Source organism: Cycloclasticus zancles 78-ME, from assembly GCF_000442595.1.
Lineage (GTDB): Bacteria > Pseudomonadota > Gammaproteobacteria > Methylococcales > Cycloclasticaceae > Cycloclasticus > Cycloclasticus pugetii.
Map to the genome: position 1 here is coordinate 1,859,111 of NC_021917.1, position 19,793 is coordinate 1,878,903.

Consider the following 19,793-nt stretch of genomic DNA (forward strand, 5'->3'; position numbering starts at 1 on the left):
CATGAATTTAGATACTAAACGAATCATTATTGGAACACTGTGGCCATCTTTTTGGATGGCCTGCGTCCTTAGCGGCATTGTTTTTAGTGCCATTGATCCCATCATTATCGCATCACAGATTGGTTTTGATCATATTTCCTATCTCGCCGCTTACTCCTTAGGCTTTATTTTTTTCTGGCTAGCTTGTGCTTGGAGTGGCTTATTCTCAATCATATTTTCTCGTAGCGTAAACAGAAAAAAATGACGTCTCATAAAAATGACTCTATAGAGTCATCGCTTTTTGAAAAACGAAAAAAACTTTACCCTCGTGAAGTCCATGGCCTATTTGCTAACCTAAGAGTGCTCGGTGTAGTCACCCTTCTTGGTCTTTATTACCTCCTTCCCTGGGTTAATTTTAATGGTCACCAGGTTGTACTATTTGATCTACCAGAGCGTAAATTTTACATTTTTCATTGGATTTTCTGGCCTCAAGACTTTATTTATCTTGCCCTACTTTTAATTTGTGCTGCATTTGCACTATTCCTCTTTACTGCGCTAGCCGGTCGATTATGGTGTGGGTACGCTTGCCCACAAACAGTGTGGACCGAAGTTTTTTTATGGATTGAACGAAAAGTTGAAGGAACTCGCTCTCAGCAAATGAAGCTGGACAAACAAGCAAATAGTTTTACGAAATTTCGTATAAAGGCGACCAAACATGCCATTTGGCTGATCTTTTCGTTGTATACCGGCTTCACATTTGTCGGTTTCTTTACGCCTATTAGGGATCTAGCACAGGGCATTGCCTCGTTTAACCTAGGTCCATGGGAAACCTTCTGGTTTCTATTTTATAGTTTTGCAACCTATGGCAATGCAGGCTGGTTAAGAGAACAGGTCTGTATGTATATGTGCCCCTATGCTCGCTTTCAAAGCGCCATGCTAGACAAAAACACCTTAGTGATCTCGTATGACGCCCTAAGAGGCGAACCTAGAGGGCGGAGAAAAAGAGGCGAGGATTTCAAAGAAAAACAGTTAGGCAGCTGTATAGACTGTAGTTTATGTGTTCAAGTCTGCCCAACAGGAATTGATATTCGTAACGGACTGCAATATGAATGCATTGGCTGTGCCGCCTGCATTGATGTGTGCAACGACGTTATGGATAAAATGAATTACCCACGTGGGCTGATTAAATACACCACCGAGAACCATATGGAAGGCAAGAAAACTAACTTGCTAAGGCCACGAATTGTCATCTACAGTCTACTGCTCATCGGTATTTTATCTGGCGTTATCTATTCTATTGAAACACGGGATGCTGTTGAGCTAAATGTCCTAAGAGATCGAAATGCACTATACCGTGAAGATTATGAAGGAACCATCAGTAATACTTACACGATTAAAATCTTAAATATGGATACTGTTGACCACACCTACAGCTTAAAGGTCACCGGTATAGAAGGCATTAAAACCTCTATCAAAGATCCTATCCATGTTAACGCCGGCCAAGTATTAGAAATGCCGTTACAATTATCCGCCGACCCAGATACGCTTCATACAACCTCAATCAACCTGACTTTATCGGTGCAAGCAACAGATGATGCCAGCATTTCAACTGAATCAGAAGGCCGATTTATTGGCCCATTAGAACCTTAATGATGAATACTCTTCGTGAAGACAGCCTCCCTTGGTATAAACAATTTTGGCCCTGGTTTTTAATACTACTTCCGCTAAGCGTCGTTGTTGCCAGCATAATTACCTTCCTCATTGCTCAAGGGAACCCTCCTTCCTTGGTCCAAAGTGATTATTACAAAGAGGGGCTCGCCATAAACGCCAGCAAACAGCTTGAAGAAAAGGCTCTAAGACTTGGTGTCTCAGCAGTTGTCAGTGTTAATAGTACCGCTCTTACCGTCCATTTAAATGCCCCTAAGGTTCAACCGTCACACTTAATCGTTGCGCTACGACATCCCACGCTTGAGCAATATGACCAGACTCTCAACTTGGTTAAAATAGCCAACGGTATCTACCAAACTCCTTTTAAATTACCCAAACAAGGCAAATGGTATATATACATCACTCCACCTAATAACCATTGGAAGATCTCAAGAACGTCTACTTTAACGACGCCATAGCACTGCCAAGCTCGGTTCTTATTACCATATAAGAACCACTAATCCTACCTGCAAGACGACCCTCAATTAAAAGTCAAAATATTGTCGTTTTAAAATATTACCTTTAAATAAATTATTAACACATTGTTTTATATCGATTTAATTTTTTTGGCACAACTTTCGCTATAAAGTTTTAAAATCAACAATAACGGTTAACCTAGTTACCTGTACAGGCTGAATAACAATGGAATTAAAAAAAACAATAGACAGCAGATCAAACGACACATCAGTCTCGCAAAAACTTAAACAGCAAGACACTATAAATCATCTAATCAGTGCGCTTCAGACCACTATTATTTTAGATGAATTAGTCCCCCTCTTTAGTAATGAATTACTAAAAGCTGTTGACCATAGTGGTGTCATTTTTGAAAACCCTGAGCTAGGCATTGTTTTTCAACATGGTTCACGCACCAACCACAGTTGCGAATACAGCCTGACTATTGAAAACAATTCTCTTGGTAAGCTGACATTTATGCGTCGTCAACGGTTTACTGAAAGTGAACTTAACACCATAGAGCAATTTCTTAGTGTTTTGCTCTACCCTTTGAAAAATACCTTGTTATACAGCCAAGCAATTCAATTTGCACATACAGACCCATTAACCGGTGTTTTAAACCGTTCCACATTACGCTCTGTTTTTCAAAAAGAGGTTTCTTTAACCAAGCGCCACCACTCTGACTTATCTTTGATAATGCTAGACCTTGATTTTTTTAAAACAATAAACGATAGATACGGTCATTGCGCAGGAGACACTGCCCTAAAAGACGTCACACAATGCATTGAAAAGACCCTGCGTGAAAGCGACTATATTTTTAGGCTTGGTGGTGAAGAGTTTGCCATACTACTAAACGATACTGATTTAAAAGGCGCTGAACTCATTGCTGAACGATTACGTACGGCTATTGAATCTTTAAGCATTCTACATGATGACACTCAGTTCCAGCTGACTGCTAGTATGGGTATTACACAATACAAAGAAAACGACTCGCTGGGGGTCATAATGAGTCGTTCAGATAACGCATTGTACAAAGCAAAAGATAGCGGTCGAAATAAAGTTGTTTGTGCCTAATCGGCAATTAAATGTTTAAGCGCTTCAATTTCTTTTTTATCTAACATTTGGTGCTGCCCAGCTGGCAGTCCCGGCGGCAAAAACACACTGCCATAGCGAACCCTAATTAAACGGCTCACCTTACAGTCTTGGGATTCCCAGAGCCTTCTAACAACACGGTTACGCCCTTCAGCCACTACCACATGGAACCAACGGTTTATTCCCTCACCACCAGACTCTTGTACATCTTCAAAACGCGCTTTACCATCTTCCAGTTCCACACCATTTACCAAACGTTCAAGCATGTCATGTGTCACAACCCCCATCACTCTCACTGCATATTCACGATCAATTTGCTTTGATGGGTGCATGAGCTTATTTGCCAAGTCACCATCATTAGTGAACATTAATAAGCCTTGCGTATTTAAGTCGAGCCTACCAATCGCAATCCAACGCCCAACCTTTAGTCGCGGCAGTCGTTTAAATACGCTAGGCCTACCTTCGGGGTCTTTTTTACTGACAATTTCACCCGTGGGTTTGTGATAAACCAACACTTGTGTATTTACATCAAGCTTGCCAGCTAATTTAACTGGCCGCCCTCTAAGTTTAACGATGTCATGCGTGGTAATTTTGTCGCCTAGCTTAGCAACATCACCATTAACATGAATAGAACCGTCTAAAATCCACTTTTCAACTTGCCTTCGTGAGCCAACACCGGCTTGCGCTAATAATTTTTGAATGCGCTCTGGCTGCTGACCCTTTTTTTTATTAGTCGCTTGCTGAGGGTTTTTACGTGGGTTGTTGTTTTTCATCTTGAGTAATATCTTTATTTATTGGGGTATCGTCACCCAGGTTAAGTTGAAGCTCATTGCTCGATAATAAGTCAGCTTCAAGGAGAGTTGCTAACGGTGGCAAATCAGCCAGTGTTTGTAAATTAAAATAATCTAAAAACGCTTTTGTGGTTGCGTAAAGGGCCGGTCTACCCGGCACTTCTTTACGCCCTATTACACGTACCCAGTTTCTGTCTTCTAGCGTACGTATAATATTAGTCCCAACAGCGACACCTCGAATATCTTCTATTTCGCCACGAGTCGCTGGCTGTTGATAAGCAATAATAGCTAATGTTTCCAGTAAGGCACGGCTATATTTTACAGGTTTTTCTTCCCATAATCTTGCTACCCAAGGCGAATACTTTGATTTAACTTGAAAACGGTAGCCGTTGGCCACTTCAACCAACTCCACCGGTTTTGTCGAATATTCATCTTGCAGCTGGTTGACGACCTCTCGAAGCGAATGCTTATCTGGACGATCTTCGAGTGAAAACAAGTTTTGCAATTCCATTATCGACAAGGGTTCACTGGCGGCAAATAAAGATGCCTCAATAATATTCTTTATGTCCATCCTAGTTTCTCAATTATTCTCTAAGCGATTTAACCCATACTTCTGACAACGCCTCACCTTGCACGACCTCAACCAGCTCTTCTTTACAGAGCTCTAAAATAGCTAAAAATGTCACCACAGCGCCTTTTTTCCCTTCTTTTACGGTAAAAAACTGATGAAAAGCTAAAAACGTTTCCTCTGTTTTATCGAGTAGCGTCAAAATATTAGACATCCTTTCTCTAACCGACAATGCTTCGCGCTGAATTTGATGGTGAGTAAATTTTTCAGCACGTTTAAGCACCTGTTGAAACGCTATTAAGAGACTGTCCAAATCAACATCAGGAAGCGGTTTTTCCATTTTATCTACGATCAATTCAGCTGTGGCTAAATAATTATCGCGATACAGTCGTGGCATAGCATCAATATCATCTGCTGCTCGCTTAAACCGTTCATATTCTTGTAGGCGCCTAACCAGTTCTGAACGAGGGTCTTCCTCATCATCTAACTGTTCAACATTCTTTGGCAATAGCATATTAGATTTTATTTCTGCGAGCATTGCCGCCATGACTAAATATTCGGCAGCCAATTCCATACGCAAATTCTGCATCAACGTTATGTATTCAATGTACTGCTGAGTAATTTTTAGAATGGGAATATCAAGAATATCTAAGTTTTGATGCTTAATAAGGTAAAGCAGCAAATCTAAAGGGCCTTCAAATGTTTCTAAAAAAACCTCTAAGGCATCTGGGGGGATGTATAAGTCGTCGGGTAACTCTTTAAATGGTTTCCCATCAACCAAGGCTAACGTTTGCTGAATTGGCACCACATAGTCAGTCTGGTTGTTCATTAATTTAAAAGATGCTGGCTAATGATACTGAGTCTACCACAGCAAATGCTTGGCAATGAAACCCTATCAAGCTACTCTACCTTCTTTATTTTCATGGTATCTGTTCCACCATGCTGCCCTGTCAGCTCACCTGCTGTAATAATAACTAAGTCGCCCTTGGCCACTATTTCAAGCTGCTGCAATTTTGTTATTGCCGCTTCATTAACATCCTTAGCATGACCTAGTGGCGCTTTTAGCAAAATGGGCACCACACCTCGATACAGCGTCATACGGCGACATACCTCACTATTTGGTGCCATTGCAAAAATAGGTATTCCTGAACTAATTCTAGACATCATTCTCGGCGTACCCCCCGACTCAGTGAAGGCAGCTATAGCGGTAATATCTGTATGATTAGCCACATACATCGCAGACAATGCAATGGCCTCATCAATTTGCCCAAACGCTTTACCCATACGGTGACGTGAACGAGTCGTTCTTGGCTGACGTTCGGTTTGTTCGCAAATACGCCCCATTGCCTCCACAGTTTGAACAGGGTACTGTCCAACTGATGTTTCAGCCGATAACATCACAGCATCTGTACCATCAGAAACGGCGTTTGCAACATCAAACACTTCTGCACGCGTAGGAATGGCGTTATTAATCATCGACTCCATCATTTGTGTAGCGGTAATAACTACAGTATCCCTATCTCGAGCCATCCTAATGATATGCTTTTGAACCGGCGGTAAGTTAGCATCACCAATTTCCACACCCAAATCACCTCGTGCGACCATAACCGCATCAGATGCATCTACTATTTCTTCCAGCACATCCAAGGCTTCAGCCCGTTCGATTTTAGCAATTAAATGCGCTTGGCTACCGGCCGCTTTAACCAACGCACGTGCTTGATGCATATCTTCTGCAGATCTTGGGAACGACACGGCGACAAAATCCACCCTCATCTCAGCAGCCGTCTTAATGTCTTGCTTATCTTTGTCGGTTAACGCATTGGCGGATAAGCCTCCACCTTGTAAGTTAATGCCTTTGTTATTTGACAGTATCCCGCCCACAACGACAGTACACTTAATTTTTGAACCCTTAACAGCCTCGACATCCAGCACGATACGTCCGTCGTCTAATAATAGACGATCGCCCTCAGTCACATCATTGGCTAACGGTTTATAATCACAACCAACTTGGGTGATATTACCTGCTGTTGATGCTAACGCTACATCTATCGTAAATTTAGCCCCCTCTTGAAGGCTTACTTTTCCATCCTCAAAACGAGCTATACGAATTTTTGGTCCTTGCAAATCAGCCAAGATACCGACATGACGGCCGAGTTTTTCTGATAAGTCTCTTACCGCTCGAGCACGTTTTCTTTGTTCATCTGCATGGCCGTGAGAGAAATTCAAGCGAACGACATCTACGCCCGCTTTAATTAATTTTTCTAAAACATCGGGTTCATCGGTAGCTGGACCCAAGGTGGCAATAATTTTAGTCCGTCTAGGTTTTCTAAAAGGAGGCATACTCTACTCGTTCATTAAGAAATAGTGCTTAGAGTATAGCGTGTAGATGACAGTTTTATGGCAACAATAACCCACACGTTATTTAAAATATGAGCAACAATAATCTGTCGGCTCATGAACTTTTAATTGAAAATTAGCATTCGCCGGCACATCAAACGATTCGCCACCTTTAACAGCTACCCACTCTTGCGAATTTGGCAATAACACATCGAGTTGCCCAGCTAAAATCTCCATCGCCTCAGCGGCAGCGGTATTAAAGTCATAGTTACCCGGCATCATATAGCCCAATGTTTTTGTCGAACCATCCTCAAATTTAACCGTTCGACTAACCACTTTTCCATCAAAATACACATTTGCTTTTTTAACAATCGTGACATTTTTAAATTCTGACATGTTATTTCCTATTCTGTTTTTTTAACGTCGTTTAAACGTTATTAATACCCATTGCTGACTTTACTTCTTCAAGCGTCTCTTTTGCCAAATCTCTAGCTTTTTCAGTGCCTTCATTAATAATAGAGCGAACAAGCTCAGGTTGCTCCGTGTATTCTTTAGCCCTTTCTTGCATCGGTTTTAGTTCACGTAACACAGCATCAATAACGGGTTGTTTACAATCTATGCAACCAATACTCGCTGACTTACAGCCTTCTTGAACCCAATTACGCACACCCTCTTCTGAATACACCTCATGAAACTGCCATACTGGGCATTTTGCTGGGTCACCCGCGTCTGTTCTACGAACACGCGCTGGATCGGTTGGCATTGTTCTAAGTTTTTTCTCTACCTCTTCTGGTTCATCGCGCAATGCAATTGTGTTGTTATAGGACTTGGACATCTTTTGCCCATCTAAGCCGGGCATCTTCGACGCTTTAGTCAACAAGGCGATGGGCTCTGGCAAAATAACGCGGCCACTGCCTTCCAAATAACCAAATAAACGCTCTTTATCACCAACCGTTATATTTTGTTGTGCTTCTAATAAAGCTCTAGCTACACCCAGTGCTTCTTGATCACCATTTTCTTGGAAAGAACTTCGCAACTTGTTGAATATTTTGGCATTTTTCTTCCCCATTTTCTTAATCGCAGCTTCCGCTTTTTCTTCAAAGTCTAAGCCTCGGCCATATAAATAATTGAAGCGCCTAGCCACCTCACGCGTCAACTCAACGTGTGCCACCTGATCGGCTCCAACGGGGACTAAACCGGCTTTGTATATAAGAATGTCTGCGCTTTGTAAAAGTGGATAGCCTAAAAACCCATACGTTGCTAAATCCATTTCTTTGAGTTTTTCTTGCTGGTCTTTATAACTCGGGACCCTTTCTAACCAGCCCAGCGGCGTTATCATAGATAGCAACAAATGCAGCTCTGCATGTTCAGGAATGCTCGATTGTATAAATAAATCAGCCAAACCATGATCAACACCAGCGGCCAACCAATCAACAACCATATCCCAAGTACTGTCTGCAATAATTGAAGGGTCTTCATAGTGCGTTGTGAGCGCATGCCAATCTGCCACAAAGAAATGACACTTATATTCTTGCTGTAAATCGACCCAATTTTTTAGTACTCCGTGATAGTGACCTAAATGCAATTTGCCGGTTGGCCTCATACCGGATAGTACACGACGATACTGCGCTGGAACTTCTGAACTCACATTTCCTCCTAAATACCCAATATTTTAAAAATACTGGTTTGTAAAAAATAAACGGGCGGACCTAAAATTTTAGATAACCATCCCATTACAATAATAAAGACCAAAATTGGAAAGCCTAAGCGTTCAAGTTTACTAAACTCAATACTGGCTCTCATTGGCAATAAACCGGCCAACACCCGTCCACCATCAAGCGGTAAAATCGGTAACAAATTTAACATCATCAGCACCGAATTAATAAAAATACCTGCATAGCCCATGTATATCAACGGTATAGCAAAATACTCATTTTGCGCGCCCATCATATAGCCTATTTTCATGACAACACCCCAACCAATCGCCATTAAAAGATTAGCGAAGGGTCCCGCTAGGGCCACATAAATCATGTCACGTTTGGGGTTCTTTAAATTGTGCCAGTTAACCGGAACCGGTTTTGCCCAACCAAATATAAAACCACCCAATAATAACAAAACCCCTGGCACAATCACGGTTCCGACCAAATCCATATGACTAATGGGGTTTAAGGTTAAACGCCCAAGGCTCTTTGCCGTATTATCACCAAACTGGCTAGCCACCCAACCATGAGCGACTTCGTGAACAGTAATGGCAAAAATAACCGGTAATATCCACACCGCTATTCGACCGACCAAGGTCAATTCGTCCATTGACATTAATGCTCATCCTTACGTGCAATAAAATCAGCAATACCTTTACCTTCTCTAACCACTTCAGGAAAGTCATTATCCCAAACGATCATGGTTGTTGGTTCATACGGAATAACACCCGCATCAACCACAAGGTCCAATACTCGGGCTAACTGCTGATTAATCTCATAAGGATCGGCTATGGCCTCGGTTTCACCCGGCAAGATCAAGGTACTGGTTAACATCGGCTCATTGAGCTCTTCAAGTATTTTTTGCGCAACCAAATTATTTGGAATACGAATACCAACGGTTTTTCGTTTCGGGTGCTGGAGGCGTCGAGGCACCTCTTTAGTTGCCTTTAACACAAAAGTAAACGCGCCCGGCGTTAATGATTTGAGCAGGCGGTACGTATCGTTATTCACTTGTGCGTACATCGAGATCTCAGTTAGATCCCGACACACTAAGGTGAAATTATGTTTATCGTCAATTCGACGAATCTGACGAATACGATCAAGCGCCTGCTTATCACCCAAATGACAAGCCAAGGCATAAGAAGAGTCAGTTGGGTAAGCGATAACACCGCCCCGACGTATAATATCGGCCGCTTGCTTAATTAACCGTGGCTGTGGATTATCGGGGTGAATATTCAAGTATTGTTTCATGATTGCTGTTGTGCTTTTTTCTTTGCTACATTATCACGTAAATACACCGGTAATGCATTGTCGGCAGACACCGTTTGCCCATCCCTCACCATGCCGACCGCCAACTGAGCAACCTCTCTTGCTTTTGGCAGCGCGTTTGGTAAAAGCAACAACTCGCTAGCGTTAACTAACTGCGTTAACTCATTTTCATATGTGCCCCAACCGTGTCCAATACCAATCGCCTGTTTTCCTTGCGTAACGCTTAACGCTGCTGGCGCAATAACAGACTCATTGGAAACCGCTTTGAGTTGGCCATCAATCCGTTCATATTCGCACCAATATACCTCACCCATTCGAGCATCTAAGGCTGCGTACACTGTCTGACCTTCTACGGGAGGACCCGCCTGATATGCCAACGCGGTAAGCGTAGACACCGGCGCGATCGGTAGCTCTGCCGCAAAGGCTAAGCCTTGAATAACGCCTGTCGCCATTCTAACGCCGGTAAAAGACCCGGGGCCACGGCCAAAAGCTAACGCATCGAGTTGTTGTAACGTCATACCAGCTTCGTTCAGTAGCTCATCGACCATTGGCAAAATCAAGTTACCGTGTTCTCGTGGTGCCACCTGAAAACGGTCTATTACCTCGCCGTTTATCAACAAGGCCGCAGAGCACCCCTCTGTTGCTGTTTCAATCGCTAAAATTTTCATGCTGATTTTATAACGTGTTTTTTATCACTGAGTTTTTGACTATTGATACGATGAAAGAATCTCTTCACATCTTTTACATCTTGTGTAATAGGCATCGCTGGCAAGGATTTAATAAACACTTTACCATAGCCTTTGCTAGATAACCGTGGATCACACAGCACCAACACGCCTTTATCTTCAACATCACGAATCAACCTTCCCACCCCCTGTTTTAGCGTCAAGGCTGCTGAGGGCAATTGGAAATCTGAAAACGCTGACTGGCCATTAGCGGCCATATATTCTAACCGAGCTTTAGTCACCGGATCGCCAGGCGATGCGAACGGTAGTTTATCTATAATCACACAGGATAAGGCTTCCCCCCGCACATCAACGCCTTCCCAAAAACTCGCAGTACCGAGCAAAACCGCACGCTCAGAACGCCTAAAGGACTCTAACATTTGTTGCTTCGGCAAATCACCTTGCACTAATAATTTAAAGTTCGTTTCAGCCAATAAAATATTAGCGGCTTCTTTTAATGCCTTATGCGAGGTAAATAAAATAAATGCCCTACCTTCACTAGCCTCTAATACTGGAATGATTTTTTCAATCATCGTCGCCGTATAGTGATAATCGCGTGGCTCAGGCATGCCAGTTGGGACATACATCAATGACTGATGCACAAAATCAAAAGGGCTTTCCCAGCTACCTGTTTCAGCATCTTCCAAACCCAATCGTTTAGAAAAGAAATCAAATTTATTATTCACCGATAAAGTTGCCGAGGTAAACACCCAGCTGGCATCACTGGCAAAAGCAAAACTGGCAAATGCCTTAGAAATATCCAAAGGCGTTCGATAAAAAGTAAACGTCCGCTGATACGTTTCGAACCATTGGATCCAATCGTGCTGATCTTGATTTGAAAAAAGTTTCAGTCGCAGTAGAACATCTTCGCTGCGTTTCCAACACGCCTCTAAACCTTTAGAACGAACAGCCACCTTAGTTAATACTTTAAATAACTGTTCGATACGTTCAATCAGGCAATCTAAGGCTTGCAAGAAATCTGTACCTTGCTCAAGCTCATCCCAAGAGCCTTTAATAACCGGCTCAGGCAGCACCTTCCGCATTTCTCGTATGTCTTCACTAATTACATGTGTTAAATCAATCAATTCAGGCATATCTGATGCTAATTTTAATTGTTCTGCACTTACATCACCGATCAACGATAAAATTTGACGTGCACTGACCGACACCCCTAAAAACCGAGACGCCGTGTCAATTAATTGGTGGGCCTCATCAACAATAATTAGCTCTGCATCTGGCAATAACTGCCCAAACCCATCATCTTTCAATGACCAGTCTGCACATAAAAGATGGTGGTTAACAATTAATACATCTACTTCTTGTGCTTTTTTTCTGGCTAATACTGGAAAACACTCACTGATCATTGGACATTCTTGGCCCAAACAATTATCTGCTGTTGACGTGACTTGTTGCCAAACGTAAGAATCTTCGGCAACCGATGTTACCTCAGCAATATCTCCCTCTTTTGTTTGATTCGACCACCGTTCGACCTCTCTTAATTCAGCATCCGTCTGTTTATCAAAGCTAGATATTTGCATTTTTGCCTGATCAAGGCGATATAAACACAGGTAATTAGACCGTCCTTTCAGCACTGCACCCTGTACAGGTACGTTTAATACCTCACGGATTAACGGGAAGTCCTTTTCGAATATTTGGTCTTGAAGATTACGCGTCCCGGTTGAGATAATTGTTTTCTTACCAGATAAAATGGCAGGAATAAGATAGGCAAAGGTTTTTCCTGTTCCTGTTCCAGCTTCAGCTACTAGATGTGTATGCTGTTCAATAGCCCGCTCGATAGCCTGCGCCATCGACAACTGTCCATCTCGCGGTTGAAAGCCTTGAATATGTTTAACCAGCTCGCCATTAGAGCCAAATATGCTATCGAGGTCGTACAAAGGGTTATCCGTTTAAATTTATTAACTTGTTTCATCAGGCCACGCTGATGCGTCCAAACCGCCTTCTTTTGTCCAAACCAAGGTAGCAATATTGCGAAACTTTGCAACCGACATAGCGCCTCGCTTCATACGTTTTGAGCTATCATTCAGGTTATCTAAAATATCGCTACGTGTGGCCTCAAAGATATCAAACGGCAGATAATTTTCATCCATAAGCACTAACACAACCGAGTCCCATTCTTTATCTAACTTTAATTGCCCAAGCCGTTGGCCTCGATAATTGTCATTGAATATAGTTCGCGCTTTAATTTGAATTCTTTTTGGCCCACGCCCTTTAACACGTAAGGCATCAAAACCTAGCGAGCGGTCGTCGCTTAACGCTAAGTCTAATAGTTTGCAGGCATCATGTTCAGCAATTTCGTTGCTGACCCCCGGCAAGGGCTTACCTGTCATTTTTTTATAATCTGTGGCCAACTGCCTTGCTTGCTCTATTAATTTATCAACAGAATAAACTTGCGTTGGCTCCGTCATTTTAAAACAACCTATTGGCAGCAACACGTGCTTTTCGGGCATCCTCAGTTCGACCTAAGGTATCATAACAGTCTGCCATCAATAACCAATTGCTACGCTGAAGGCTCGCCTGCCCAGCAGACAATAAGTTAGATTTTTCAGCCAAACTAATCGCTAAGGTATATTTCTTTTGTTGATAACGCACCTTCGCCAATGCATGCCAAACCTGCGGGTCTCTTGGAGAAATACGAACAGCTCGTTCCAATTTTGAAGCCGCCATATCAGGTTGGCCAGATTCACTTTGTTGGTACGCACTATCCAGTAAGGCAACTACAGCTGGGTTTTGTGTGGTTTTTGCCTCATCGATTGGTTGATCATAAGACTGCCCCATACCCTCTTGTATAGGCTGCTCATCAATAGGGTATGTTTGAGCCGTTTGTGGCAATGGTTGCGATGGATATGGCGAAGCTTCACCAGTGCGTCCAATCGGAGCAGGTACTTGATTATACATCGACAGATCTGCGCAACCCGATAAAGCTAGCAGCAACGCGATCAAGGTGGTTAATTTCATGATTATTTACATACCGTTCGTTAAGCGATCAAACCAATTCCCAGCTCGCTCTAATGTTCTATTAACCGCCCCAACACAGGGTGAATACTCAGTGGGTTCGGAGCCTTTTATAAACGGATATTGTACAGCATCTTCACAAAACTCATTAGCACGATAGCCGAGTGGGTCTACCCAAGTATACTCAACATTCTGTGGCTTTGTCAGCTCCACGGGCTCTTTTGAAATAGTACTCATAACACTTGACCATACTTGCAATGCGCCGCTAGCGCCAGTTAATTTAGAGGGCCTATTATCGTCACGTCCTAGCCATACAACTGCTAAATAATCCCCGCTAAACCCGGCAAACCAACTATCTCTTAATTCGTCAGTAGTTCCGGTTTTCCCGGCCACCTTATAGTAATGAGGCATCTGTCGATAAACTGAGCGCCCTGTGCCCTTCGTCATCACTTCTTGTAAGGCTGTATTAACAAGGTAAACCGCTGATGGGTTTGCCACTTGTCGTACACTTAGCGCATAACGCTGCAAAGCGATATGATCACTAGATGTTACTGACTGGATAGATCGTAATTGGGTAAAAAAACCTTCGCCTGCTAAAGTTTGATACATTTGCGTTACCTCAAGAGGTGATAGCCGAAGTGCTCCCAGCAATAATGACGGGTAAGGCTTAATCGGTCGCCGAATACCTAGCTCTTCAATTGTTCGTTTTACATTTGGCACTTTAAGCGCCATACCCAAGCGAACAGTCGCTAAATTATATGAGTTCGACAAGGCTTCGTATAATGGCACAGGTCCATGCTCAACCTTGTCATAATTCTCCGGCATCCAAAGTTCACCTGAACGTTGTTTTAAACTAACCGCCTTATCCTCAATCATTGTCGTGAGCGTATAGTCTGCTGGTTGCGATAATGCCGTCAAATAAACTGCTGGCTTCACCAAAGAGCCTATCGGCCTAATTGCATCTAGCGCCCTATTAAACCCACTAAACAATGGATTTCTGTCGCCAATAACGGCAACAATCTCACCGCCCTCACGGCGTGTAATAACCATTGCACCTTGGAGTTTATTTTTTTCAATACCGTACTGCCTATTAAGTGCTTCAAGCTTTTGCTTAAACAGTTTTTCGGCCGTCGTCTGAATATTGTAATCAAGCGTTGAAAAAATATTTAGGCCTTCCGAGCGTAGGTCTTCATCCTTATAATCTCGACTTAATTGACGCTTTACTAAATCTAAAAATGCAGGAAAGCGAGAACTTTTAACCTGCTTAAATGGCGAAATATCCACACCAAATTGTTTTGCAATACGCCTTTGCTCGTCCGGTAGCACTCCAAAGCGAGTCATTTCATCAAGTACTAAGTTTCTGCGTTTTAGCGCTCTTTCGGGGTGTCGCCTCGGGTCATAATAAGAAGGGCCTTTGACCAACCCAACTAACAACGCCGTTTGATGTGGCTTTAATTCAATCAAGGGTTTATTAAAATAAAACACACTAGCCATTCCAAAACCATTGATCGAACGCTCACCATCTTGGCCAACAAAAACCTCATTTAGATAGGCTTCTAAAATCTCATCTTTTTCGTAATGAAACTCAATAATCAACGCCATCATGGCTTCTTTAATCTTTCGCCACAAACTCCTTTCTGACGTTAAGTAAAAATTCTTAATTAATTGTTGCGTTAAGGTGCTGCCTCCTTGAACAACGCCTCCAGCTTTTATATTTGCCCACACCGCACGCAAAATAGATTTAATAGAAACGCCGTAATGTTGATAGAAATCGCGGTCTTCAACTGATATCAAGCCGTCAATTAATGTACGTGGCACATCATCAAGCTTTATTAGAATCCTATCTTCTTTGTGACTAGGGTAAAAACTACCGACTCGAACTGGGTCTAAACGGAGTAAGGCTTCAGACTTACCTGTTTGTACGTTTTGAATCGCCGATATATGATCACTTCTAAAGTAAATTTTGACTGTCTTAGATACTTCACGGTCATCAAAGAATTTAAATGAACGTGTTTTTACCGTAAAAGTTGAGCCTGATTGATAGTATTGACCGCCCGAGGTGAATGTCGATGTTCGTTGGTAATGTAGGTCTTTCAATAACGATTCAAATTGCTGTGCTGATAAGGACAGCCCTTGATACAGTTCAACAGGGTTTGCAAACACATGAGCCGGTAACGCCCACCTTTTCCCTTCAAATTGAGTGCGAACAACATGATCTAAGTAAAAAACGTAGACAGCTATCACAACGATTAATAGCAACCCTACTTTCAGGATTAACCTCTTTAGAAAACCACTAGACTGTGGTTTTTTTTGAGGTTTCTTCGTTTTTTTTCTGCTCGATTTTGCTTTAGTTTTTGGCTTAGCCATAGTCAATTTAACAGATTTACAAGGTTACAAAATTTGCACCGCAGCACGGCTGCGTCATCATGTCATAGACTTGGCGTTAATGGGTCATTAATTTTTCGATATCTAACGATTTATTCAACAAACCGTCAATAGAAACATACTGATCCTCTAACAGTTCTAGGCTAGGCTTACCAAGCAGGTAACCTTGAACATAATCCACACCCAACTCTTTTAATACTCGTAATATTTCAGCATTTGAGACATATTCTGCAATGGCTTTCTTACCAAGACTATGCGCTACTTCTATCATTGATTTAACAAGAACTTGGTCAGCATGGTCCACAGCTAAATTATTAATGAATTGACCATCAATTTTTAGATAATCGACCGGAAAGTTTTTAATATAATTAAACGAGCTAAAGCCAGCACCAAAATCATCTAAGGCAAATCGACACCCTAGGGCACGAATTTTAGAAACCATTTCACGTGTTTTATTGAAATTTGAAACTGCTGCTGTCTCTGTTATTTCAAACGTTAGCCTTGACGGTGAAATCCATGTAGATTCAAGTTTCTGTTTAATAACCGGCAACAAATAATCACCTTGGAGTGCGTGACTGGATAAGTTAATGGTAAAACAAATATTCTCTTGTGTTTTTGGTAGACCAGCGATGTGATCTATCGCATGTGAAACCACCCATAGGTCAATGTGATGGATAAGCCCCATTCTCTCTGCCACCGGAATAAACTGGGCTGGTCTTAACAACTCGCCTTCATCCCCTATCATCCGAAGCAATGTTTCATAATGAGAAACGGACCCGTTGGAGAGTTTCACGACAGGCTGAAAAACTATTTTAAATAAGTCTTCACTCAATGCATGACGAATTTTAGGTACCCATTTGGCATCCTCTCTAATGCTAATTAATTCGTCGTTATCACTCTCAAATAAATTAACCCTATTACGGCCCAAGGTCTTAGCAGAATAACAGGCATGATTCGCTCTAGACATCAGTTCACTAGGGCGTTTAATTAACTTTAATGGTTCCAACATCGCGACACCGATGCTGGCTGATATATTATAAATATTCTCACCCGATTTAAAATCAAACTCATCAATGGTTAGCCTTATTTTTTCAGCCAATTGCATGGCCTCTTTTTCGGCTGTTTTACTGATGAAGACTTGAAATAAATTTGAGCCAACTCGTGCAATAAACGCATTATTATCAAAGGTTGAGCGAATTAAGGTGGCCACTTCCACTAAAAGTCGATCACCAGCTTCGTGACCTTCAATATCATTGACGACTTTAAATTGGTCTAAATCAATGTCTAACAAAGCACCATGTTGTTTAAAGTTATTGCACCTTAAAATAGCAAAATCCAATGTTTTTTCTAAGCCACTTCGGTTAGATAACCCTGTCAATTCATCATGCGCTACTAAATATTGTAAACGGGCTTCCATAATTCGTCGTTCAGAAAGCTCCCTGACTAACTTTTCCTCACTTTGAATTCGATCATCTCGTTCACTTTTAAGTGCAAACGCCAGTTCAACTAAAGGCATGAGATGTTTGCCCTCTGTTGGGTAATGCGTCATCGTCGCGGCATTTGCTTTATGACATTGGGCCATCAACTCATCATTAATCGTAATTGCTTTATCTGCGAGTAAAATCAACGGAATGGCATCATGACCATCGAGAGTCGTTAAAACCTGGCTAAGCTTCAAGGGGTCACTTTGAGGCAAGCCATAACTTAAAAATATCATGCCAATCTCGTCTACCTTCCCTTGATAAGGACGGATAAGCTCAAAAGCTTGTTCCTGACTTGATGCACAAATTAAATTTCTATAACCACCGGCTGATAAAATATCCTGCAGCCTAGACAAGCGGCTCACCTCGTCTTCGATGATTAGAATAGCTTGTTGCTTTGGTATTTGTTCCGTCATTTCAGTCGCCTTTTCGAGCTGACTATCCGTTATTTTAAAACAACAAGCAACGAATAATTATCAAAATATATACATAATTTTCTTTTCTATCAACAACTTTACGCCTAATCTTAATACAGTGTCAACAATAATTTCATAACAGCTTGATATTCCGGACAAGGACCCCGTAGAATATATATCTGCTAGAAAAAATAAAAATCTGTCATTCAACGTTAAGCATATCGCCTATTTTTACTAGACTTAGAGCCATTAACTTTTTAATCATGATTCGATATGACACAAACATACGCCAATATTTGTACCGTTGATGATTTTTTAACAGGAGACATTGACCTGTGCTCTGCTCCGGAGATTTTCTATCGTATTACACAAGCACTCGACGACCCCTTAAAAAACTCTCAAGATATTGCGGCCATTATCGAACAAGACCCTTCACTATCCGCTCGAATGCTAAAAATTGTTAATTCCGCTTTTTTTGGTTTCCCGGCCTCGATTAAAACAATTGAGCATGCCATTTCTATTTTGGGTAATCATGACGTTCGAATGCTAGTCATGACAACGAGCGTGGTTGAAAAATTTTCAACTTTACCTAACTCGATTCTTGATATGCGCCAATTTTGGATGCATAGTTTAAAAACTGCTTTATTTGCAAAGTACCTTGCTGACAATCACCCTAAAAAAAGGCAGCTTAGTTCTGCATTTATGAGTGGGCTTCTCCATGATATAGGGCGGTTAATTTTTTATATCAAAGCACCTGATCTAGCCCGCGCAGCCGCTTTGCTTGTTAAGACGGAAACTGTAAATGAAATTGAAGCCGAGGCCTCCTTTGTAGGTTTTAATCATGCCGAGCTAGGTGGTGCTTTGTTAAAACTATGGGAAATACCAGCTTCCATTCAAGATTCGGCAAGCTTCCATCATCAGCCTGATTTAGCTACTAATAATAAAGACGAAGTTTATATCGTTTACCTTGCGAATAAATTAACTCATGCTAACAGTACGTCTGAAGAAACCATCAACAAAACGATATCTACAGAAGATAATTTATGGAACCAGCTTGACCTCCCTTACGGCATTATTGCACCCGCTGCTAATCACGTAGACGAACAGTTTAGCCAAACCTATGCGTTATTTTTTGATTAAGAAACCTGCGTAAATGTTTTTACACCCAAGCGAAACACACTAAATTCATTGGTCTCCATTTTCGTCCACTGCTCATTCGATGTCAGCGGCTCAGTGGCTATCACCGTCACCACATCATCGGGTGACGCTTCTTGATTAAAGTCTACACACAAGTCTGCATCCAATAATTGCGCCTCTACGAATGGTGTTTGACGTGTTAGCCAATATAGTTTTGTATTACAGAACGTATACAAATGATCTACATCACTCATTAATACGTTAAACACTCCATGCTGAGATACCTTACGGAAAAGTTCTTCAACAGTCTTCCGCAACTTCACTTTACTTTTTGGTTTAACAGGGTACTTTTTACGAAGCTGGCCCAAAATCCAACAAAAAGCATACTCGCTGTCTGTTGTGCCGATAGGGGTGTAGCCATTAAGTACTTTTTTCTTAATGCCTTTTAATTGACCATTATGTGCAAATGACCATATTTTACCCCACAGTTCACGCGAAAATGGGTGTGTATTTTCCAAACAAACACGTCCTCGGTTTGCCTTTCTAATATGACAAATAACTTGCGTACTTTTTATTGAGTACTGCTGAATAAACTTTGCGACTTCAGAGTTAGCACTAGCAACTGGGTCGTGAAAAGCACGAAAACCTTTTCCTTCATAAAAAGCGATACCCCACCCGTCTTTATGTACACCAGTTTCCCCACCACGCTTAATTAAACCACTAAAGCTAAAGCAAATATCTGTCGGTACATTTGCACTCATCCCTAGTAATTCACACATA

At 41.8% G+C, this 19,793-nt stretch carries 20 protein-coding genes; 5 read left to right on the forward strand and 15 right to left on the reverse strand.

Features of this window, described 5'->3' with window-relative positions:
* Window position 1 precedes the first annotated feature (1 nt).
* The 4 genes from CYCME_RS08950 (at window position 2) to CYCME_RS08965 (ending at window position 3,213) form a co-directional block, all read left to right on the forward strand.
* Window positions 2–244 (forward strand): hypothetical protein, encoded by a 243-nt coding sequence (locus tag CYCME_RS08950; RefSeq protein WP_015005559.1) that lies wholly within the window; start codon window positions 2–4, stop codon window positions 242–244.
* Complete coding sequence (gene ccoG, locus CYCME_RS08955; RefSeq protein WP_020932808.1) at window positions 241–1,629, forward strand: cytochrome c oxidase accessory protein CcoG; 1,389 nt, start codon at window positions 241–243, stop codon at window positions 1,627–1,629. Before CYCME_RS08950 ends, ccoG begins: the two co-directional genes overlap by 4 nt.
* Complete coding sequence (locus CYCME_RS08960; RefSeq protein ID WP_020161970.1) at window positions 1,629–2,105, forward strand: FixH family protein; 477 nt, start codon at window positions 1,629–1,631, stop codon at window positions 2,103–2,105. Before ccoG ends, CYCME_RS08960 begins: the two co-directional genes overlap by 1 nt.
* 223 nt (window positions 2,106–2,328) lie before the next feature.
* Window positions 2,329–3,213: a GGDEF domain-containing protein gene (locus CYCME_RS08965; protein WP_015005556.1), complete on the forward strand. Its 885-nt coding sequence runs from the start codon at window positions 2,329–2,331 to the stop codon at window positions 3,211–3,213.
* Here the strand turns inward: CYCME_RS08965 and rluB are convergent.
* The 14 genes from rluB to CYCME_RS09035 form a co-directional block, all read right to left on the reverse strand.
* Window positions 3,210–4,004, reverse strand: a complete 795-nt coding sequence (gene rluB, locus CYCME_RS08970) for a 23S rRNA pseudouridine(2605) synthase RluB (RefSeq protein WP_015005555.1) — start codon at window positions 4,002–4,004, stop codon at window positions 3,210–3,212. The genes CYCME_RS08965 and rluB overlap by 4 nt on opposite strands.
* Complete coding sequence (gene scpB, locus CYCME_RS08975) at window positions 3,982–4,593, reverse strand: SMC-Scp complex subunit ScpB (protein WP_015005554.1); 612 nt, start codon at window positions 4,591–4,593, stop codon at window positions 3,982–3,984. Before scpB ends, rluB begins: the two co-directional genes overlap by 23 nt.
* Before the next feature lie 13 nt (window positions 4,594–4,606).
* A complete protein-coding gene (locus CYCME_RS08980; RefSeq protein ID WP_020932810.1) occupies window positions 4,607–5,419 on the reverse strand; it encodes a segregation and condensation protein A in 813 nt (270 codons plus the stop codon).
* A gap of 71 nt (window positions 5,420–5,490) precedes the next feature.
* The gene (gene pyk, locus CYCME_RS08985) at window positions 5,491–6,930 is read right to left on the reverse strand and encodes a pyruvate kinase (RefSeq protein WP_020932811.1); all 1,440 of its coding nucleotides are present in this window, start codon (window positions 6,928–6,930) and stop codon (window positions 5,491–5,493) included.
* A gap of 78 nt (window positions 6,931–7,008) precedes the next feature.
* Window positions 7,009–7,323, reverse strand: coding sequence for a pyrimidine/purine nucleoside phosphorylase (locus tag CYCME_RS08990; protein WP_020932812.1), 315 nt, complete (start codon window positions 7,321–7,323; stop codon window positions 7,009–7,011).
* A 31-nt stretch (window positions 7,324–7,354) separates the two neighbouring features.
* Window positions 7,355–8,575 carry a tryptophan--tRNA ligase gene (locus CYCME_RS08995; RefSeq protein WP_015005550.1) on the reverse strand — a complete coding sequence of 407 codons (1,221 nt, stop codon included), beginning with the start codon at window positions 8,573–8,575 and terminating at the stop codon, window positions 7,355–7,357.
* Window positions 8,576–8,583: 8 nt separating this feature from the next.
* The gene (locus tag CYCME_RS09000) at window positions 8,584–9,243 is read right to left on the reverse strand and encodes a site-2 protease family protein (protein WP_020932813.1); all 660 of its coding nucleotides are present in this window, start codon (window positions 9,241–9,243) and stop codon (window positions 8,584–8,586) included.
* Complete coding sequence (locus CYCME_RS09005; protein ID WP_020932814.1) at window positions 9,243–9,878, reverse strand: L-threonylcarbamoyladenylate synthase; 636 nt, start codon at window positions 9,876–9,878, stop codon at window positions 9,243–9,245. Before CYCME_RS09005 ends, CYCME_RS09000 begins: the two co-directional genes overlap by 1 nt.
* Window positions 9,875–10,564 (reverse strand): tRNA (adenosine(37)-N6)-threonylcarbamoyltransferase complex dimerization subunit type 1 TsaB, encoded by a 690-nt coding sequence (gene tsaB / locus CYCME_RS09010; RefSeq protein WP_015005547.1) that lies wholly within the window; start codon window positions 10,562–10,564, stop codon window positions 9,875–9,877. Before tsaB ends, CYCME_RS09005 begins: the two co-directional genes overlap by 4 nt.
* Window positions 10,561–12,516, reverse strand: coding sequence for an ATP-dependent DNA helicase (locus CYCME_RS09015; protein WP_020932815.1), 1,956 nt, complete (start codon window positions 12,514–12,516; stop codon window positions 10,561–10,563). Before CYCME_RS09015 ends, tsaB begins: the two co-directional genes overlap by 4 nt.
* A 21-nt stretch (window positions 12,517–12,537) precedes the next feature.
* Entirely contained in the window at window positions 12,538–13,047 is a 510-nt protein-coding gene (locus CYCME_RS09020) for a hypothetical protein (protein WP_020932816.1), read from the reverse strand.
* Between the two features lies 1 nt (window position 13,048).
* Window positions 13,049–13,597, reverse strand: coding sequence for a tetratricopeptide repeat protein (locus tag CYCME_RS09025; RefSeq protein WP_020932817.1), 549 nt, complete (start codon window positions 13,595–13,597; stop codon window positions 13,049–13,051).
* Window positions 13,598–13,603: 6 nt separating this feature from the next.
* Window positions 13,604–15,961 (reverse strand): penicillin-binding protein 1B, encoded by a 2,358-nt coding sequence (gene mrcB / locus CYCME_RS09030; RefSeq protein WP_015005543.1) that lies wholly within the window; start codon window positions 15,959–15,961, stop codon window positions 13,604–13,606.
* 76 nt (window positions 15,962–16,037) lie between these two features.
* Window positions 16,038–17,876 carry an EAL domain-containing protein gene (locus CYCME_RS09035; RefSeq protein WP_020932818.1) on the reverse strand — a complete coding sequence of 613 codons (1,839 nt, stop codon included), beginning with the start codon at window positions 17,874–17,876 and terminating at the stop codon, window positions 16,038–16,040.
* A gap of 273 nt (window positions 17,877–18,149) precedes the next feature.
* Here CYCME_RS09035 and CYCME_RS09040 point away from each other — a divergent pair, with 273 nt between their 5' ends.
* Window positions 18,150–19,016, forward strand: coding sequence for an HDOD domain-containing protein (locus CYCME_RS09040; protein ID WP_015005541.1), 867 nt, complete (start codon window positions 18,150–18,152; stop codon window positions 19,014–19,016).
* On the opposite strand, the gene CYCME_RS09045 is transcribed toward CYCME_RS09040, so the two are convergent.
* Entirely contained in the window at window positions 19,013–19,792 is a 780-nt protein-coding gene (locus tag CYCME_RS09045; protein WP_020932819.1) for a class II glutamine amidotransferase, read from the reverse strand. The two genes, CYCME_RS09040 and CYCME_RS09045, sit on opposite strands and share 4 nt — an antisense overlap.
* Window position 19,793 lies beyond the last annotated feature (1 nt).

Bases quoted from the DNA above. Each gene is read 5' to 3' on its own strand.
- CYCME_RS08965 (WP_015005556.1), top strand. From the start codon at position 2,329: ATGGAATTAAAAAAAACAATAGACAGCAGATCAAACGACACATCAGTC.
- rluB (WP_015005555.1), bottom strand. From the start codon at position 4,004: ATGAAAAACAACAACCCACGTAAAAACCCTCAGCAAGCGACTAATAAA.
- CYCME_RS09025 (WP_020932817.1), bottom strand. From the start codon at position 13,597: ATGAAATTAACCACCTTGATCGCGTTGCTGCTAGCTTTATCGGGTTGC.
- CYCME_RS09020 (WP_020932816.1), bottom strand. From the start codon at position 13,047: ATGACGGAGCCAACGCAAGTTTATTCTGTTGATAAATTAATAGAGCAA.
- scpB (WP_015005554.1), bottom strand. From the start codon at position 4,593: ATGGACATAAAGAATATTATTGAGGCATCTTTATTTGCCGCCAGTGAA.
- CYCME_RS08950 (WP_015005559.1), top strand. From the start codon at position 2: ATGAATTTAGATACTAAACGAATCATTATTGGAACACTGTGGCCATCT.
- tsaB (WP_015005547.1), bottom strand. From the start codon at position 10,564: ATGAAAATTTTAGCGATTGAAACAGCAACAGAGGGGTGCTCTGCGGCC.
- mrcB (WP_015005543.1), bottom strand. From the start codon at position 15,961: ATGGCTAAGCCAAAAACTAAAGCAAAATCGAGCAGAAAAAAAACGAAG.
- CYCME_RS09045 (WP_020932819.1), bottom strand. From the start codon at position 19,792: ATGTGTGAATTACTAGGGATGAGTGCAAATGTACCGACAGATATTTGC.
- CYCME_RS09000 (WP_020932813.1), bottom strand. From the start codon at position 9,243: ATGTCAATGGACGAATTGACCTTGGTCGGTCGAATAGCGGTGTGGATA.
- pyk (WP_020932811.1), bottom strand. From the start codon at position 6,930: ATGCCTCCTTTTAGAAAACCTAGACGGACTAAAATTATTGCCACCTTG.
- CYCME_RS09005 (WP_020932814.1), bottom strand. From the start codon at position 9,878: ATGAAACAATACTTGAATATTCACCCCGATAATCCACAGCCACGGTTA.
- CYCME_RS09035 (WP_020932818.1), bottom strand. From the start codon at position 17,876: ATGACGGAACAAATACCAAAGCAACAAGCTATTCTAATCATCGAAGAC.
- CYCME_RS08960 (WP_020161970.1), top strand. From the start codon at position 1,629: ATGATGAATACTCTTCGTGAAGACAGCCTCCCTTGGTATAAACAATTT.
- CYCME_RS08990 (WP_020932812.1), bottom strand. From the start codon at position 7,323: ATGTCAGAATTTAAAAATGTCACGATTGTTAAAAAAGCAAATGTGTAT.
- ccoG (WP_020932808.1), top strand. From the start codon at position 241: ATGACGTCTCATAAAAATGACTCTATAGAGTCATCGCTTTTTGAAAAA.
- CYCME_RS08980 (WP_020932810.1), bottom strand. From the start codon at position 5,419: ATGAACAACCAGACTGACTATGTGGTGCCAATTCAGCAAACGTTAGCC.
- CYCME_RS09040 (WP_015005541.1), top strand. From the start codon at position 18,150: ATGACACAAACATACGCCAATATTTGTACCGTTGATGATTTTTTAACA.